The sequence below is a fragment of the Chroococcidiopsis sp. TS-821 genome (assembly GCF_002939305.1).
Taxonomy (GTDB): domain Bacteria; phylum Cyanobacteriota; class Cyanobacteriia; order Cyanobacteriales; family Chroococcidiopsidaceae; genus Chroogloeocystis.
This window is the reverse complement of the sequence record NZ_MVDI01000001.1, coordinates 1-17,233: the sequence shown is the minus strand read 5'-3', so window position 1 is coordinate 17,233 and position 17,233 is coordinate 1. Positions and strand designations below refer to the sequence as shown.

General features: G+C 37.8%; 14 protein-coding genes and 1 pseudogene. 3 read left to right on the top strand and 12 right to left on the bottom strand.

What is annotated here, in order from left to right:
• Positions 1-311: 311 nt before the first annotated feature.
• Positions 312-869 (bottom strand): Uma2 family endonuclease, encoded by a 558-nt coding sequence (locus B1A85_RS00070; RefSeq protein WP_104544917.1) that lies wholly within the window; start codon positions 867-869, stop codon positions 312-314.
• 117 nt (positions 870-986) lie between these two features.
• On the opposite strand from B1A85_RS00070, the gene B1A85_RS00065 reads away from it, so the two are divergent.
• A complete protein-coding gene (locus B1A85_RS00065; protein WP_104544916.1) occupies positions 987-1,811 on the top strand; it encodes an Rpn family recombination-promoting nuclease/putative transposase in 825 nt (274 codons plus the stop codon).
• Positions 1,812-1,860: 49 nt separating this feature from the next.
• On the opposite strand, the gene rpmB is transcribed toward B1A85_RS00065, so the two are convergent.
• On the bottom strand, positions 1,861-2,097 hold the full coding sequence (gene rpmB / locus B1A85_RS00060; protein ID WP_015189261.1) for a 50S ribosomal protein L28: 237 nt from the start codon (positions 2,095-2,097) through the stop codon (positions 1,861-1,863).
• Between the two features lie 25 nt (positions 2,098-2,122).
• Between rpmB and B1A85_RS23760 the strand changes: the two genes are divergently transcribed.
• Positions 2,123-2,260, top strand: a complete 138-nt coding sequence (locus B1A85_RS23760; protein WP_168192318.1) for a hypothetical protein — start codon at positions 2,123-2,125, stop codon at positions 2,258-2,260.
• Positions 2,261-2,303: 43 nt separating this feature from the next.
• On the opposite strand, the gene htpG is transcribed toward B1A85_RS23760, so the two are convergent.
• Complete coding sequence (htpG, locus tag B1A85_RS00055) at positions 2,304-4,277, bottom strand: molecular chaperone HtpG (protein ID WP_104544915.1); 1,974 nt, start codon at positions 4,275-4,277, stop codon at positions 2,304-2,306.
• A gap of 554 nt (positions 4,278-4,831) precedes the next feature.
• Between htpG and B1A85_RS00050 the strand changes: the two genes are divergently transcribed.
• Complete coding sequence (locus B1A85_RS00050) at positions 4,832-5,590, top strand: WecB/TagA/CpsF family glycosyltransferase (RefSeq protein ID WP_104546248.1); 759 nt, start codon at positions 4,832-4,834, stop codon at positions 5,588-5,590.
• A 127-nt stretch (positions 5,591-5,717) separates the two neighbouring features.
• Here the strand turns inward: B1A85_RS00050 and B1A85_RS25780 are convergent, their stop codons facing one another.
• The 9 genes and pseudogenes from B1A85_RS25780 to B1A85_RS25870 all read right to left on the bottom strand — a co-directional run.
• Entirely contained in the window at positions 5,718-6,464 is a 747-nt protein-coding gene (locus B1A85_RS25780; RefSeq protein ID WP_305763997.1) for a DapH/DapD/GlmU-related protein, read from the bottom strand.
• A 1,097-nt stretch (positions 6,465-7,561) separates the two neighbouring features.
• Complete coding sequence (locus B1A85_RS00040; protein WP_104544914.1) at positions 7,562-8,407, bottom strand: glycosyltransferase family 2 protein; 846 nt, start codon at positions 8,405-8,407, stop codon at positions 7,562-7,564.
• A 78-nt stretch (positions 8,408-8,485) separates the two neighbouring features.
• Positions 8,486-9,418 carry a glycosyltransferase gene (locus tag B1A85_RS00035; protein WP_246841275.1) on the bottom strand — a complete coding sequence of 311 codons (933 nt, stop codon included), beginning with the start codon at positions 9,416-9,418 and terminating at the stop codon, positions 8,486-8,488.
• 166 nt (positions 9,419-9,584) lie between these two features.
• Positions 9,585-10,877: a lipopolysaccharide biosynthesis protein gene (locus tag B1A85_RS00030; RefSeq protein ID WP_104544912.1), complete on the bottom strand. Its 1,293-nt coding sequence runs from the start codon at positions 10,875-10,877 to the stop codon at positions 9,585-9,587.
• 364 nt (positions 10,878-11,241) lie between these two features.
• Positions 11,242-12,282, bottom strand: a complete 1,041-nt coding sequence (locus B1A85_RS00025; protein WP_104544911.1) for a glycosyltransferase family 2 protein — start codon at positions 12,280-12,282, stop codon at positions 11,242-11,244.
• A gap of 41 nt (positions 12,283-12,323) precedes the next feature.
• Positions 12,324-13,622 (bottom strand): O-antigen ligase, encoded by a 1,299-nt coding sequence (locus B1A85_RS00020; RefSeq protein ID WP_104544910.1) that lies wholly within the window; start codon positions 13,620-13,622, stop codon positions 12,324-12,326.
• Between the two features lie 58 nt (positions 13,623-13,680).
• Positions 13,681-14,682: a glycoside hydrolase family 5 protein gene (locus B1A85_RS00015; RefSeq protein ID WP_104544909.1), complete on the bottom strand. Its 1,002-nt coding sequence runs from the start codon at positions 14,680-14,682 to the stop codon at positions 13,681-13,683.
• A 153-nt stretch (positions 14,683-14,835) separates the two neighbouring features.
• Positions 14,836-16,230 (bottom strand): hypothetical protein, encoded by a 1,395-nt coding sequence (locus B1A85_RS00010; RefSeq protein WP_210404100.1) that lies wholly within the window; start codon positions 16,228-16,230, stop codon positions 14,836-14,838.
• Between the two features lie 861 nt (positions 16,231-17,091).
• A pseudogene (locus tag B1A85_RS25870) lies at positions 17,092-17,233 on the bottom strand (NAD(P)-dependent oxidoreductase); the annotation flags it as partial.

Here is a 17,233-nt window from a genome sequence, read left to right as displayed (position 1 = left end):
TTTCTAGCCCCAACATCAGTGATTTTCCTTACTTATTTATAAATAAGTAAATCTACGGAAAACAATACTTTGCTTTGTTGAAAATCAAATAAAAATAGATAAATATTTGACAAAGACGTAGGTTTTAACAAGCATTTTCTAGAATTGATTACTAAATTTTGACAAAAATCACGACCGAGCATTAACTTGTGATACTAAACCTACAAAACGATGTGCTGCGCGTGTTGAAACGAATCAGTAAAATAATAGTTGTTTAGAATGCGATCGCTTAAATTCTCATTCTTAAAAAACGAACAATTCCAAACATAAAATCAATAAATTGCTTGCAAGTCTAATACAAACCCTGGTAATACATCTTCACCAAAAAGCGTTGTTGGGTTTTCTAAAACCTCTTTATTTTTACCTATACGATAAACTTCTACTCGTCGTGCTTTTGGGTCAATTAACCAACCTAATAATGCGCCATTCTCAAGATATTCCTGCATCTTTTGCTGTAAGTCTTCAATGTTATCTGAAGGAGAACAAAGTTCAATAACAAAATCTGGGCAAAGTGGGGGAAATTTATCTTGTTGTTCTAGGGTAAGTGCGTTCCAGCGATCGCGTCTAATCCAAGCTGCATCGGGAGAACGTCGCGCGCCATTTGGTAAGACAAACATAGTAGAAGAATCAAACGCTTCACCTAAATTGCTAGCACTATTCCAAAGCTCCAACTGAGTTGTTATTTTACTGTTACGGCGTCCAGTATTTCCCCCAGTCGGCGGCATAATAACTAATTCTCCATCCTTTGTGCTTTCAAAGCGCCACTCCTCATTTTCAGATGCAATACGCATAAACTCTTCATCAGTTAGCGGAAGTTTGAGAGTAATCATAATATCTCCTGGCGATTCTGATGATTGCAGGGCAATACAGATACAGCGCTAGAATTTTTGTGGCGATCGCACTTAGTTTACAATGGTGTTTACTTTGACTATATCAGCTAATAACTCTTGCGTACTGATAGCCTGTTTTACCAGCTTTTTCAGATTTATCCCGCGATTCTGTTTGAATTGATTGGTGACTCATCACCTCGAATATCCACTTATAGCTTTTTGTCTCAAGAAGTGAAGCAAACTAGCTTTCGTATTGATGGCATTTTACTTCCACCTCCTTATGCTACAAATTTGCCCATATACTTTGTTGAGTTTCAAGGCTATCGCGATTTAAACGGCGATCTTTATCCTAGTTTCTTTAGCGAGATTTTTCTTTATCTCAACGACTACCGACCTGCAAATGATTGGCGAGGTCTTCTAGTTTTTACAAAACGTCGTCTAGATCCAGGATTACCATTACACTACCAAGATTTTGCCAGTAGCTCGCGTCTGCAACGCATATACCTAGATCAACTTACAGGAGAAGTCACTGACATCTCGATTGGGTTAGGCTTACTCCAACTTATCGGTGCCAAAGAAGCCACTGCACCAGAAACAGCAAGACAGATAATTGAGAAAGCGCAGCGCGAACTTACTGATGTTACCGAGCGGCAAAAAATTTTAGAATTAATAGAAACAGTCATTATTTACAAGTTCCCAGAATTGAGTAGAGAGGAGATTGAACAAATGCTGGGATTAAGCGAACTAAAGCAAACTAGAGTTTATCAAGAAGCTTTAGAAGAAGGACTTGAACAAGGGCTTGAGCAAGGTCGCCAAGAGGGTCGCCAAGAAGGTAAACTAACCGCAGTGCCAATACTGCTGGAATTAGGCATGAGTATAGAGCAAATTGCAGAGCGGCTTGGTGTTGATTTAGAAGCAGTTAGGCGCGTAGCACAGCAGTAAGATTGAGCCTCGTGTCATACTGGGGCAATAATGCCCCCAAAAGTACGCATTAGTAGCGATTTAAATTGATTCCTGCTTCTTTTGCCATTGCTTCTAAACCTTTGTGTTCTAAAGTCTTGATTGCTTTAGTCGAAAGTAGCAGTCTTACCCAGCGATTTCCTTGCGCCCACCATACGCGTTTCCACTGCAAGTTTGCTTCTTGTAGCTTTTTGGTGCGACGGTGCGAGTGCGAAATTGCGTAAGCATTGTTGGCTTTTTTGCCTGTTAGCTGACATTTGCGCGACATAATCTATCTCCATGTATGAATTAACGTGCAATCTCTTATTGTATCCGCATTACATAATGACTGTGCGAGAAGTGCGATCGCATCTCCTAATTTATTAGTCCACGAAGGTGGACTTAGTTGTTTAAGCCGCGAAGGGAGTCGCCAGGCGATTATCCAACCATAAAAAAAGCCCGTCGATGCGGGCTACCATCCATAATTAGACGTATCTAACTCTTAGCAGCACGTTCAGTCAGTTTTGTCAAGACCTGATTAGACCGTTCGACAAAAGCTTTCATTCCTTCAGCATCAAATCCTTTTTGTGCCATCAGCGCTAAGTCGTAGACGTGGTGACAAATCATATTCGCTAACTCGGCTGAAGGAGACGACGTATCTCCTTGCACGATACTACCTTGATTTAAACTCACAAGGTTTTGAATCAGTGGGTGCGCGGTATTCACAAGCAGAATGTGTTCCTCAGGAAACTGCGCGGCTTGCTGTTGCATAAATGCGTTCATCTCTTGGATGCGGCGCATGAATTCAGGTAACAACACCATTGCTGGCGGTGTACCTTGCGGATCGTCTGATTTAAGTGCTTCAGTGCGAATATTGAGTTTAGGCTTGTTGAGCGCTTTTTGGAAAAGTTCTTTAACCAATTCGCTGCGAGTTTTATTAGTTTTAGGATCGACAATCTCCCCAGTTTTATCTCGATCGAGTAACGTTTCATCCAAATCTGAGTCTACCCGCGAGAACTTCACATCAGGATATTCGCGTTCGAGGAATGTAATAAAGTGGGTATCAATGAACGAGTCCATAAATAGGACTTCTAAACCCTGATTTTTATGTAGTTCTACATATGTAGCTTGGGAAACCTGATCGGTGCAGTAATAAACTCGATTTTCATGGCGTTGTTTATTACGTTCGAGGTATTCTTTCAGCGTTGTGTAGGGAAGTGTCGTTGCTGCTGATTCTTGTGGAGTAACATCTTGCCAAACATCACCTTCTTGCGACTGTACCTCAACGTTTGGGGTGTCACTGGCTTTTGTTTCGCGTGTCGTGCGATAGATGATGATGTCTTCAATTTGTTTTTTGAATTTCTCGTCGTTGAGCGCGCCAAATTTGACAAAAGTACCGATATCTTGCCAAGCTTTGATGTATTCTTCTTTGTTATCGCGGTAGAGTTCCTTGAGGCGATCGCCAACTTTGCGTGAAATATAATCTGCGATTCGGCGTACGGTGCGGTCCATTTGCAGTGCACTCCGCGACACATTCAGCGGAATATCCGTGCTATCAATCACACCGCGCATTGGTAATAAAAACTTGGGAATAATTTCCTCGCAATGATCGCTGACAAACACTTGGTTGCAGAATAGCTTAATCTGCCCTTGCGTGACATCGACATCCGGCTTCAATTTGGGGAAATACAATATTCCGTTGAGAATAAAGGGGTAATCGGTGTTGAGGTGTACCCACAGGAGTGGTTCTTCTTGAAAAGGATACAGGTAGCGGTAGAACTCCAGATAATCTTCCTTCGTTAAGCTACTCGGAGATTCGCGCCACGGTGCTTTTTGCCGATTGAGTACCTCGCCATCGAGTTTAATCGGGACTGGCATAAAATCGCAGTAAGTTTTCACCAACTGCTTGATCCGCGCTGGTTCTAGATATTCTTGTTCTTCTTCTTGCAGAGTCAGCGTAACAGTTGTACCGCGTTGCGTACGGGGTGAATCTTCTAAACGAAACTCTGGCGAACCATTGCACGACCAGTGTACAGCAGTTGCACCTTCTTTATAAGAGAGTGTATCAATCTCGACTTTTTGCGCCACCATGAACGAGGAATAAAATCCCAATCCAAAGTGACCAATAATCGGTTGATCGGATTTACCTTGATACTTTTGGATAAATTCTTCGGCGCTTGAGAAGGCGACTTGATTGATATATTTCTTGACTTCCTCGGCAGTCATGCCGATACCATTGTCGCTGATCGAGAGGGTTTTTTTGTCTTTGTCGATCGCAATTTGAATTTCTGGGTTCCCGACGTCGCCGGTGTACTCTCCTGCGCGGGATACCATTTTTAGCTTCTGGATGGCATCTACAGCGTTGGATACGAGTTCCCGCAAGAATATTTCGTGGTCGGAGTAGAGTGATTTTTTAATAATCGGGAAGATATTTTCTGTATGAATACTGATCGTGCCTTGTTCCAGCATGGTGATTTAGTTCATCGGTTCTTCATTCAGGATCATAAAGGCAGATCAAGTGCGATCGCTGTAATCTTACACAGAGAAATTGCCCCCCTGCAACAATTCGGTTTACCCTACCTCTATTTTCTCTGAACAAACACCATTTACGGTTGAGAAAACAATACACTCACTTATCATTATTTACGTAATTTTACTATAACTTTTTGACTATCAACTCGACGTTTTTTATGTAAATTTCATTGAACTTTCTCATATCTTAAAGATCGTATAAACCTTAACTGCATATCTCCGCATATCCCGAAAATACCAATTAATCTATTTAGTATCTATTTCACCAATAGATATCAAAATACGTAAATTTACTGTATCTACAGTAAAGCAGAAAAGTTTGTGCTTTAAGAAGCACAGGCATTGTATTCGCAGACATAGAAAATCTACGCCGCTCTCTAAAAAAGATGTACTGAATGCAGAGCTCAGGTAACTATCTTGTGCCTTTTTTGGAAAGCCAAAGTTCAGCCTGCGACGAACTTGCTATTGATTATTTTCCTACATGTAGAACAATGAAATTTGTCAAAATCCTTAATATTTCACTTGATAACTTATCTAAAGTAGAGTTACTCAAACAACTCCAATCAGGCGTTGTCTTTACACCAAATGTAGATCACATGGTTAAGCTGCAATATGACCGCGAGTTTCTGCAAACTTATTTGCAGGCTGACTATAAAGTTTGTGACAGTCAAATTCTGGTCTATGCCTCAAGGTTCTTGGGAACTCCTATTAAAGAGAAAATTTCAGGTTCAGACTTATTTCCAGCTTTCTACACCTACCATAAAAATAATCCAAACATCAAAATCTTTCTTTTAGGAGGTAAACAAGGAGTAGCACAGCGAGCCGCCAAGCGCATTAATAATAAGGTTGGTAGAAATATAGTGATAGGTGCTCATTCTCCTTCTTTTGGGTTTGAAAAGGACGAGCAAGAGTGTGCAGAAATTATTGAAATAATCAATCAATCTGGTGCATCAGTTTTAGCAGTAGGAGTGGGCGCGCCAAAGCAAGAAAAATGGATTATAAAATATAAAGATCGCTTGCCGAATATCAAGATATTTCTTGCTGTAGGAGCAACAATTGACTTTGAAGCTGGTACCGTGAAAAGATCGCCAAAGTGGATGAGTGATGCTGGACTTGAATGGCTCTATAGACTATTAGTTGAGCCCCAAAGGCTTTGGAAGCGATATCTACTCGAAGATTTACCATTTTTCTGGCTAATTTTAAAACAAAAACTAAGGTTATATAATATGCCTAACCAAAGTATAGATTAAGATAAAACGCTGAATAGCCAAAGAAAGCCTATCTATTGACAATTAAAATTCTCCTTCGTTATGAAGGAGAATTCATTTTATATATTTTTAAGATGATGAAAAACATTCAGTTGTTTTACTGAATCATTTAAATAACTCGTTGTCGAACATCTTTAAGTGATTTTTGCTCTCCTCTACGCGCAATTACTTTTGCAGGAACACCGACAGCAATTGAATACGGAGGAATATTTTTAGTAACAACAGCGCCTGCACCAATAACGCTACCTCGACCAATAGTAACGCCATCAAGAACTGTGACACCGTTACCTAACCAACAATCGTCTTCAATAGTAATCCCTTGGCGTGTTATACCTTGATCCCAGATATAACGATCTGGATTGGCAAAAATATGGTTGTTGGCGTAAATTCCGACGTGCGAAGCAATCAAACAGTGTTTACCGATACTAATATTACCAGGACCTGCAATACAACTATATGCACCAATGACTGTACGCTCGCCAATTTCTATGTGGCAGTTACCTTCAGTGGGGACAACGCTAATGTTAACACCGCGCTCAATGCATACGCGATCGCCCAAAACAATATGACTATTTTGCTCTCTAGCAGTTAAACGAACGTCACGGAGAATTTTAACTTGATTGCCAATTTCTAAATGATTAGCACCTGCAATTTCTACTCCAGATTCAATATAAACCGCTCTTCCAATTCGTTTGATTATAGTACGGTATATCAACTGCCTTAATAGAGAACCTGGAAGTTTTGGAATCCAACCTATCAGTACAATTATTGCAGTTTCTTTTGCGCGTAACCAAAAGGATGCTTCTCGACGCTTAGCTAAAAACTGTTGCTGTACGCTACTTGTATTGATATTCATAACTACCTATTATCAAGTTATACAAAAACCTTCAAGCACCTCTAACAAAAAACAAAAATGAATTTGTTTAAAGGCATCTAAAATAAAAGTTGTGCGGTCGCAATTAAAATAGCAAAAATCTTCAAACCTAAAAACTGAAGCTCAAATTTCAGATTTGATTTTGTTGCTATTCTTAAAGACTATCGATATACCCCAATTAATAAACTGAGGTTTGTCAACGACTGCATAAATTATTTTTAAGTGACTTTGTCTAACTTATGGTGGAGTGTCACCTACTTCAGACATGACATTGAAGTCCACCATTGGAGCAAACAAATAGATACTTCCCCGATTTCGGCATCGGATTTCTTGCAACCAGTTTCTAGTGTCTAGTGCTTTATTCACGACGGGAAGCCATCCTAAAACTTAACAGTTTAATGTTTAGGCTATTAGCTAAACATTTTATAGTTAAACGCATTGCATACTCCAGCAAAGTTAAGAATAAAAAGTCACTATAATCTTATCTTTGCTCGATGATATAACTATTTTTTATAACCATCTACATAATAATACTTACATTTCAGTTAAGCAACCGTTTAAAATATAAAACTATATGTTTTTTTTAAGGCTTATGTTAAGATTGAATGAAGTTATGCTTAAGTGGCTGTAGCTAACAATGTAAGAAAATGAAGCAGTCACAATAGAAATACATACTATGTATGATAGGTAGTCTTTATAAAGACAATATCAACTTATTGTAAAGCTAAGTTAATGCAGCATTTAGCTTTGAGGAAAAAGTGATAAATAAAAATATTGACTCTAGCTGATTGCAACGAAGTTTTTTGACTTAAATAATCAAAATTAGGTTGGTTTGATAAAACTGAATTAGTAAATTGAATGATTATCTGTCTTCTATTTCTCAGAAAATATCCAATAAATTATTATGTATAATTTATTACTTATCATACGGAAGATTTTTTAAGCTATAACTCAAGTCCAAGATTTTTGTTGCAGACATAACTTTATTCAGATGTGGTGTTCTATATCTGCGTGCAATAGTAAAAGCGATCGCCTAATAGCCCCACAAATGTAACCTTGAGAACACGGCGCCTAGCAAATCACATCATGCTCATGGCTCCCTGTAATTCTCCCATTTTCCATCCAAGTTGCCATACGAATTCTGCCAAGTCACCGCGATTACGGACTTGTAGAATATTGAAGGTCAAGTATCTCCAACCACCGAAATACAACTTTAATTTAGAAAATGTACTCAATGAGCCACCGTATTTTTGGCGAAGCAACAAATAGGCTTTTGACCATTTCAACGCTTGGCGATAGTTACTGCGCAACGAATTACGAAAGCGGTAATAGACGAGCGCGCTTGGTTCTAAATGAATTTTGGCTCCTGCTAGCTGTGCTTTCCAGCAGTACTCAGCATCTTCTACGTAAAGAAAAGACTCATCGAAACCGCCGATAGCATCATACAGCGAGCGTTTAAAGCCAAGATTGCAACTACCCGCAAACGGAAGATAAGGAGGATGTTTTGGATAAATAAGTCCTGATGGTCGTTGATGATTTCTCCTTTGTGCCGCAGTATTGAGTTTTGTATAATCCAGAACACCAGCCACAAGTTCATAACGAGTCAATGCTTCTCCCATCGCTGCTACCCAACCAGGAGCAACTTCGTCGTCGGCATCACAGAAAGCAAAAGCATCTCCCGTTGCTGCTAATATACCCATATTACGTGCGTAGGATGGTCCTTTTCGCGCTAGTGCATGGATGAGACGGAGATTTGCAATCTGCTTTGTATATTCTTTTACAATCGCTACAGTGTTATCTGTTGAGCCGTTATTGCTGACAATAATTTCCCAAGGCTCGTGCCAAGATTGATGAGAAAGGGCTTCAAGTTGAACAGCTATGGTATCAGCTGCGTTGAAACAAGGAATAATGACACTCAGCTTCATTGCTTTTCTATGTAAAAATGATACTTAGTTGTCAGTAAGAGCAACAGTGCGTTTTGTTCTGAGTGCGATCGCGCGTCACTAGTAAGCTCGTTTAAATTTGTACTGCTTCATGCGCTCTATTGCTGCTAAAATCGGAATAAGTGTCAGTATTCCGACAATTTTCGGCGAAGAACTACATTTAAGAGCTTCTTTAATTTGAACCAACGTAGTAGCAGTATCACCTCTACTAAGTGCGCGACGTGCAACACCTAATGTATTGATTGCAGATACTTCTTCAGCTTTGTGCGACAACTGCTCCGCCAGTGGGGGGGGTAAATACGCGCGTGAAATTTCGATGGCTTTGCGTCGATCTGCAACATTTGCGCCAGACTTAATAACGTCTGATGTTGTAGATGCAGAATGTACTCGATAGTGTGCTAGGATTTGGGGTTCGTACCATACTGGGTAGTATGCGGCGATTCGCTTGCACATTTCCCAATCGCAGGTGTAACGTAGTTCTGGATGAAACCCACCTATTTTTTCATAAACACTACGTCTAACAACTAGTGCTGGAGGTTGGATACGAGGTTTCACCGCGATTCTCTCTATCCAATTAAGAATAATACCAGCGTTAGCTTGCTCTAACTGAGGTATATAAACAGGACGATCGTTCTCATCAACATTGATGTATCGACAAAATGCTGCTCCAATTGTTGGTTCTCTCTCAAACGCTTCCTGTAAGCGTTGATAAAATCCAGGTAATACTACGTCATCATCGTGTAAGATGTGCACTAAATGACCGCGCGATCGCTGAATACAAGCTGTTAAGTTAGCTGTTAAGCCAACATTATAAGGCTGGCGATAAAACAAAATTCTACCCTGACCAATATCTTGGACGACTGCTTCCATATCAACTTCTGTAGAGCAGTTATCTACCACTTCAATCTGCATCACCTCGGGAGCAGGTGCTTGGTTTAATAGACTTTTTAGAGTTCGTTCAAGATACTTTGTGCGATTATAAGTTGGAATCATAACAGACCAAATTGGTCTATTTTTTTCCTCTTTAACTAATTCAATCACAGGGCATTGATTTGTTATAAGCTCCAGAGAATTTAATAATACATCTGCGCTATTCATACCCAATATCCGATTTTTTAAGTTCTAGAAAAATAGCTAATTTAACTGTATAAACGTAAGCTTATAACGAATTTCTCATAGGTAAATCTTTGTCAAAAATATATTTACCAGTCCACCATGTAAACAAAGGTAATAATACAACGTGAGTAATTAAAACTGCTGCTGCTACTCCCAAAACTCCCCACTGTACAGCTACAATCAAACTGAGCGCAAACAATAAAGTAAAAATTAAATTCCAAATAAGTGCAATCCGACTTCTATCAACAGTTAAGAGTAAAAGTTTCGCGGCTTCTGCAAAAGGGCGTGATAGTGCTGAAAGACAAATAAGTATTAAAATAGGAATTGCAGGAACCCACTTCTGACCAAAAACAATTGGCACGTAAAAAGGAGCTAAGCTAGATTGTAGGAGAACTAAAGGAATAACAATCAAAGCAATAGTTTTTAAGCTACTCGAATACCTTGCTTTGAGTTGATTTAAATTACTTCGCGCAGCACATAAATGTGGAAACAAAGAGGAGACGATGACATTCAGCACATTCATGCTAATTCCTAAGCCAGCATTGAAAGCAAAGTAATACAATCCTAATTCTTGAAAACCTAAAAACTTTCCTACTATTAAATAGTCTAAGTTTGCTCTTAATTTATTCAAAAATTCAACTACGATGACATTAATGGAATAGCCTGCAACTTCCTGCCATCGATAAAGAGTAAAAGGAACTTTTGGTCTCCAGGAGTGGTTTTTAAGGTTAATCACTAGCCAAATAGGATTGACTAATCCAAAGGGTAATATAACTGACCAAATTCCAAAACCTAATAAAGCTAATACAACAGTTGCTACATTCAGCGTGATTCCCTGAAGAACATTAATCAAAGCTATTATGTTAAGTCTGTTTTCTCTCCTAATCAATGAAGATTGTATAGCTCCTATTGGTAATAAAAGATAGTTTAAGGCTATAAAGCAAATGGGTAAAATTATATTGTTATCTTTATAAAACCACGCTAAAGGAAAAGCAGCAGCACATTGAAGTATGAAGATAACTATAAATAGTATCCAATTCATCCAATAAGCTGTGTTACATAAATCTTTAATGTCTTTATCTGATGTTTGAATAATTTTTGCATCAATAGCAGAGCAGAAGAGTGCTGCGAAATCATGTGTAATTAAAATTATTGCAATAAGCCCATAATCATAAGAGTTCAGTAAACGAGCTAAAGTAACAGTTGTAGCTAAACGAAAAACACGATTGACTAATTCTGCACCACCAAGCCAACCCATGTTACGTACAAATTGACCGGATAGCTTCCATTTCAATTTATTAGCTACTGACCTTGCTTTTCTGATACTAATTGTCATTATTTCCTTTAGCCTAAATATTATAAGATTAGGGAGTAGATGCTATTTTTTGATAACACTATAACTTTTCAGCTTAGAAGTAGTACTTAAAACAAAAGCAACTTGATTAAATCTTAAGAGATATTTACTGAAAATCTATTTTGATTTGCTCTTCTTCAAAGTTTCTTTATTAAACTCAGATAAAAATAAAAATATTGATAGTTTAGTTTACAGATAATATGGTTTTGGATTATGTCTTCTTTTAAAGACTTGTTTCTCTTAAAGGCGTGAAAGAGAATGAAGTAAAAGAGAAAGTTAACCCTTAATACATTCTGATAACTCTGATTAGGGTTAACTCAAATAATATAATGTTAGTCAGCAATACTTATACGGATTGCTGATACTCTTCTGTTATCAGAGTATGGTTCTGGATTCGTCCTACGATTTTTATTGCTGCGTCTTTAAGTCGAGAGTGTAAGGATTTTGGTAACAAAAATAATGAGTAAGCAGCGGCTAAAGTCATAAGCGTGCGATGCGGCTCCTCAATTAAAATTTGCCAGTGTGTAAGTAAAGCTCTATGTATCAATTCTATTGCTGTTGATTTTGCTTCTAAAGTTACTGCTCTTCTAGTCAAATGTCGTAGTTGGTACGCCATTGCTGGAGCTTTCCATTGATGCATATGTTCTATGGGTGTATATGCTTGAGCTTTCTCCAACAATGTTTCCCACGATCTCAGTTTTTTGAAAATTTGTGCCGAAAATCCGTGAGGATTGACTCGATAGAGTGTTAGTGGTGCTGCAACTCCTTCTATTTGCCATTTAGTCTGAATAGCGATTCGTAGCCAGCATTCAACATCTTCTGAAGGATGCAAGTTTCTATCTTCATTAAAGTAAACATCTTCTGTCGTACCTTCAAAATTATCTTGAAACTTGATTTCTGCAAAAACTTCTTTTCTAAACACTGCTGCCGAACCGTTACCAATTGGCGTACGACATAGTAAATCTAATGGAGTAATATCTTTAAGCTTGGACATTTGATACAGCTTTAAGGGCTTTCCTTCTTCATCAATAAAAGCAGAGCGGCTAAAGCTGACGCCAACAGTTGGTGAATTTTCTAAATGTTCAATGTGTTTTTCTAATTTTTGCGGCAACCATAAGTCGTCTGCATCTAAAAAAGCTAAATAATCTCCCTGACTATGACGAATACCTGTATTTCTGGCAGCTGCTACTCCTCGATTTTTTTGACGGATAATCTTGATTCTCGGATCGTTAAACTTTTGACAAATCTCTATACTTTTATCAGGAGAACCATCATCAATAAGAAGTAATTCAAAATTTGTATAGGTTTGCTGAAGAACTGAATTTACAGTTTCAGCTATATATTGTTCTACATTATATACTGGAATAATTACAGAAACTTTTTTCATTTTAAATTTTACCTCAAAATAATATTTTGGTTAACTATAAATTAGCCTTCTAATAAAGGTTTTCTTATGCTGACAGGAGTTAATTGAACTTCTGCTCTAAAAGCTAGACCTAACATTAATAAACCAGGCCAGTAAAGATAAGCTAAAAGGTCGAGTTCTTCAGTAAATGAGAAAAAGAAGAAAACTAATATAATACTCAATCCTGTTTTAGCGATCGCACTTCTATGCGCTTGAGTCACTAAATAAATAAGGCTCCACAAAAATGGCACAGCAAATGCCATAAAACCCACTATCCCTTTAGTGTAAAGTAAGTTTACCCAAGTACCACATCCCGAAGTTCCTATTGGTAAAAAGTATACAATTGCTGGACCAATAGGCTCAGTATATCCATGTCCCCAAATAGGTGCGTCGTTCCACCATTTATTCAAAGATAGTTTAACTAAGTTCATTCGAGCTTCAGAGGAAGTTGCTCTAGCACCATGCACTTGCTCAGTAAAACTACTAACAAAATTAGTTATTTGAGTTGAAAAAATACTTAGGAAAAAGCTACCTATCCCTGTAGCAAAATATATTCCAGGTCGAGTAAAGTTTGTCAAAAGCCAAGTAAGCAATAAAATCACTGGAAAGGATAAGACTGCTGCGCGCGATACCGAAACTAATACCATGACAAGCGCGCCTATCATACCAATTCTACGCCATGTTTTATTTGTTTCTTGCCGAGCAATGAAAAAATAAATGAGTGATATTAAAGCTAAATTAGGTGCCCAAGGAGCAAACAAAGTTAAGCGAACTTGATTGCTGTCGTAGTCTAAAAAATAAAAAACTACACTATAAAGATCTGGGGAATTTCCTCCGACTTTAGCTAAAGGAGAAACATACAAACTACTACTAGGGAGACGTAGTAAGTATGCCAAGTAACAAAATGGAATGACAATTAAACTTTGAGCACAAAGAATACAGACTGCTCTGTAAAGCAATTTAGGTCTAATATTAAGACAAGCAACTAAGGGCAGCAGACCCCATAAAGCGTGTTCTCTAGTCCATTTAAAAACAGACTTCATTAATCTAACATTATCAACATTAGCGTCAAGATTACCCATGACTATAGCTACTACGATTATGCACATTGAAATGAGCCATAACCATGCTGTAAAAGGAATCGTTATTTGTCGATTGTCAGGAACATCTTTTGATTGCTGCCAAATTTTCTTGCCAAGATAGCCTACTAATATCCAAGCTACTATAGGTATGACTATAGGCTGTGCTCCAAAAAGATATAAGCCATAGGTACCAATAATCGTGTACCAAACTAATTTTTCTTCGAAATTGAGTGGTTTCATTTGAATTTTTCAGCAAAAATGAACTTCTAAATCTTAAGAAGTAATAGCTTTTTTCTACTTACTTCTTGCTCAAAAGGTAATCTTTAACAAATCCACCCATATAGTTTTCACCGACCAACAGATTCCAGTTCTTATCAAACATTTCTGGCTGCCAAGTATGGTCAGCAACCCAACAAGTCCAACTTAAGTTATATTCTTCTAACTTCTTCTTCAGGGGAATGCCAAAATTAGTTATAGTTCCACTGGTAGGGTAATCAGCACCGTTACGAAATCCCCATTCGGTAATAAATAGAGGAATTTTATCTGCTACATTAAAAATCCATTGATCCCATAATTTTCGCTCTAATCCAGGATAAATATGACCCACATAAACAATGTTTTTACCTTTAATTGGATTGTTGGGAGCATCATAAAGATGTTGAGCATAATGCGGTGCTCCTACCAAAATTAAATTATTAGGGGCATAAGAACGGATCAGATCTACCCACGGTTGAACAATGTTTTTCCATGTTGCCCAACTCATGTCAGTTGAGTTTTCATTAAAAACCTCAAATAGAACATTAGGATAATTCTTATATTTTGGTGCGATATCAGTCCAAAAAGCACGTGTTTCGGCATCTAAATTAGCAGGATTATCTATGTAATGCCAATCTATGATGCAGTAAATTTTTCGTTCCACACACTTTTCTACAGCAGGCTTAATGTAGTTTTCATAATATCGTTGAGGATTAGAATTATAACCTAACTTCCAGATTGGATATACAGGCAATCTAACTACTGTAGAGTACCATCCTTGTTGACGATCCGTTAACAACTCGATTAGTTCCACAGGAGATTTCCCTGTTCTTCCCCTAAAGTCATAGTGAGCTAAATCAGGAACTGAGACACCCCGTAAAACAACTTTATTGTTATGTATATCCTTGATATGTATACCATCTACATGAAGCCAAAGATTAGATGATACTGCGGAAGATTTGGTGTCAAACCATATAAATATCGTCCCTATAATAAAAAGATAGCTTAATAAGAAGATTGTCAGGTACTTTTTAAGTTTCTTCATTTTCTTCAAACTAAACTTAAAAGCAGGGCAGGTTTTAGCATTACTACTAAAACATAGTAAAATTAGCTAATTGCTTTTTCCTATTTACCTGCCTCAACCTGCTTTTTTCTACATAAAATCTGCTGTCGTCGAAAAGCGGTAGAATTACTTTTTCTATAGAAAAGGACTGCTGATATTACTCTCATTGAAACCTAGAGCAGGTTGTTGTAATTCAAGTGTTTCTAACTCTTTTCTAGATGCCTTAGATTTAGGTTTACGCAGATATAGTAGTGTTATGCCAGTATTAACAAATAAAGAGCACAGTGCTGCACCTAACAAAATTAACTCAGGTCTTGGTCCACTTGGACTTTCTGCTAGCGTAGGTTCTGAGAGTATTTGAATGAGAGGATAGGAACCAAATGCATTGGCGCGGCTAATATCGAGCTTAGTTAGAGTAGAAGAGAACACTGCTTCTGCAATTTGTACATCTCGCTTGAGGGCATCTAAAATAGACTCATTCTGTGCTAAGTTTTTTAGCCTATTTTCAAGGATTGCAATTTGTCTATCTATTTCTTGCGCTTGAGCTTGTAGTCCTCGCTGTTCGGCTTGTGATGCAACTAACCCTTGAAACAGCGCTTCCCGTGCCGATTGTGAATTTGCTTGATTGAGTGCGTATTGTCGTACTGCTCGTTCATCTACCGATCGCCCTAATAACTCTTGACTGCGAGATAAGAAAGCTTCTCGCGCTGCATCTCGTTTTGCTTGTTGTTCAATTACACTCGGATGATCGGGTAAAAATCTCGCATTGAGTAAAGTTAAAGAAGCACTAGCATCACTATAATCTTTTAAATTCTGCTGAAATATTTGGTCAGATTGCAATGCAAAAGCGTCGGCAGCTTGTTGAGAAGATATGTTTAAATTAGCTGATAACTGTCCTACACGAGAACTCATCTGCTGTTGTTGCGCCGAAACTTCTGCTTTTTGTCTTCTTAACTGTTCGATGTTAGCAGAAAGATCTCTTAGTTGCTCATTAGATACTAGTCCTGAGTTAGCTTTAAATGCTGATAGTTTTTGTTGTGCCTCTTGTAGCTTTTGCTTTGCTGAATCGAGTGTGCTTTGGAAGCCTATCTCCTGTTGGGCAATTTCTTTTGCTCTTAGCTGATTGAGTCGATTTTGAAACGCTTGGTGAAATGCTAAAGATTTATTTCTAGCTTCTTCTGGTGTATTTCCTTTAAAGTCAAACGTCATCAGAGTTGTATTCAGGACAATTTTAACTCTGGGTTTGCCAAAATCCTCCAAAGGCATATTGACCTGACTTGCTGCTGCTCTTAATACTGGTTCGCTTTCAGCAATGATTTTGTAAGTTTCTCTTGGGTCTTGTATGGAGCTATTTGCATAAGGTGAAGAGTTTTCATAATAAGCTTGCCCAATATTAGGCAGATTAACATTAGCAGCTGATTTTGTTTCCGGTAAGGTAGCTATAGAAGTGCTAGTATATGCAGGTTTTTTCAATTTAACGACTAACAATGCAGAACCCCAAATAGCTGCATTTGCTATTAATGCTATCAATAAATAATAGGACCAACGATTATTTTTGTGCGTTGTTTTTGAGAGGGAGTATGAGGATATAGCTTTAGTCATTGAAAAATCCTTTACTGTTTTTAGACAGCCTTATATCATCTAACATCAAGTATTGGAGCTAAGCTTCAACATTTTTTCGGACTATAGCTCGCAGTACTTTGTGTATGTGGAAGTTATATTTCTAGCTGGGGATAGATATGTTTTGTATGGTCTTTCAGGAAATGAATCTGTTGATATTGAAATGTAAGTTGATCTTCTTGTACTTATATTAGACGAATGTTGAAAATACGGATGTTTTTTCACCCGTTCTCTATATTTTCTTTTTAAAAGGTGGTTTTTTGTAATGAAATTGTAAAGCGAATTATAAAAAAATACAGTCTGAGCTGAATTTGTAACTTGGTATTATTTATTATTAGTGACCTAGGTCTTCATATGACTGAGACTGATTTTCAATAAATCTGAATGCGAAATGTTCCTATTTCGTATGTCAAGCTACTAATTTTCTAGAGGTCAGGATTAAATGCTAGCTAAGCTGATGATTCTGAGCTTTGAGGGTTTTTAAGCATCCACTCAATAGCTATTTACTGATTATCTCTTAAAGTAAATAGGATTGTCCTAAAAGTTATTCAAAACTTTAATAACTGATAAAAAAACCCTCGCTTTAGCATCGAGGGATGTAATTATTAATAATACTCCACAAAGTCCTTCTTGTCACTGATAGAAATTGAAATTTAAATAAACCTATGTAATCCTTGTACAGTTTACACAGAAGTTTCAGCGATCAAACTAGAAATTGTGATATGAGTTTGTTATTTATAACTTTAATCGCTAATCGCCTTATGCAATAAATTAGGCACAAGCAGAAAGAGGAACGCGAGAAGCAAAGTGAGCATCCTGCTGGGCACGCAACTCGTCACAAAGACGACCGGGAGGCAATTCCACATCATCATAAGTCAGAACCGCATCCTTGGGTAAATCGCGCTTCAAGCGA

Excerpts from the sequence above, each read along its gene's own strand:
- B1A85_RS00070 (WP_104544917.1), bottom strand. The coding sequence starts at position 869 with ATGATTACTCTCAAACTTCCGCTAACTGATGAAGAGTTTATGCGTATT.
- rpmB (WP_015189261.1), bottom strand. The coding sequence starts at position 2,097 with ATGTCGCGCAAATGTCAGCTAACAGGCAAAAAAGCCAACAATGCTTAC.
- htpG (WP_104544915.1), bottom strand. The coding sequence starts at position 4,277 with ATGCTGGAACAAGGCACGATCAGTATTCATACAGAAAATATCTTCCCG.
- B1A85_RS00050 (WP_104546248.1), top strand. The coding sequence starts at position 4,832 with ATGAAATTTGTCAAAATCCTTAATATTTCACTTGATAACTTATCTAAA.
- B1A85_RS25780 (WP_305763997.1), bottom strand. The coding sequence starts at position 6,464 with ATGAATATCAATACAAGTAGCGTACAGCAACAGTTTTTAGCTAAGCGT.
- B1A85_RS00040 (WP_104544914.1), bottom strand. The coding sequence starts at position 8,407 with ATGAAGCTGAGTGTCATTATTCCTTGTTTCAACGCAGCTGATACCATA.
- B1A85_RS00035 (WP_246841275.1), bottom strand. The coding sequence starts at position 9,418 with ATGATTCCAACTTATAATCGCACAAAGTATCTTGAACGAACTCTAAAA.
- B1A85_RS00030 (WP_104544912.1), bottom strand. The coding sequence starts at position 10,877 with ATGACAATTAGTATCAGAAAAGCAAGGTCAGTAGCTAATAAATTGAAA.
- B1A85_RS00025 (WP_104544911.1), bottom strand. The coding sequence starts at position 12,282 with ATGAAAAAAGTTTCTGTAATTATTCCAGTATATAATGTAGAACAATAT.
- B1A85_RS00020 (WP_104544910.1), bottom strand. The coding sequence starts at position 13,622 with ATGAAACCACTCAATTTCGAAGAAAAATTAGTTTGGTACACGATTATT.
- B1A85_RS00015 (WP_104544909.1), bottom strand. The coding sequence starts at position 14,682 with ATGAAGAAACTTAAAAAGTACCTGACAATCTTCTTATTAAGCTATCTT.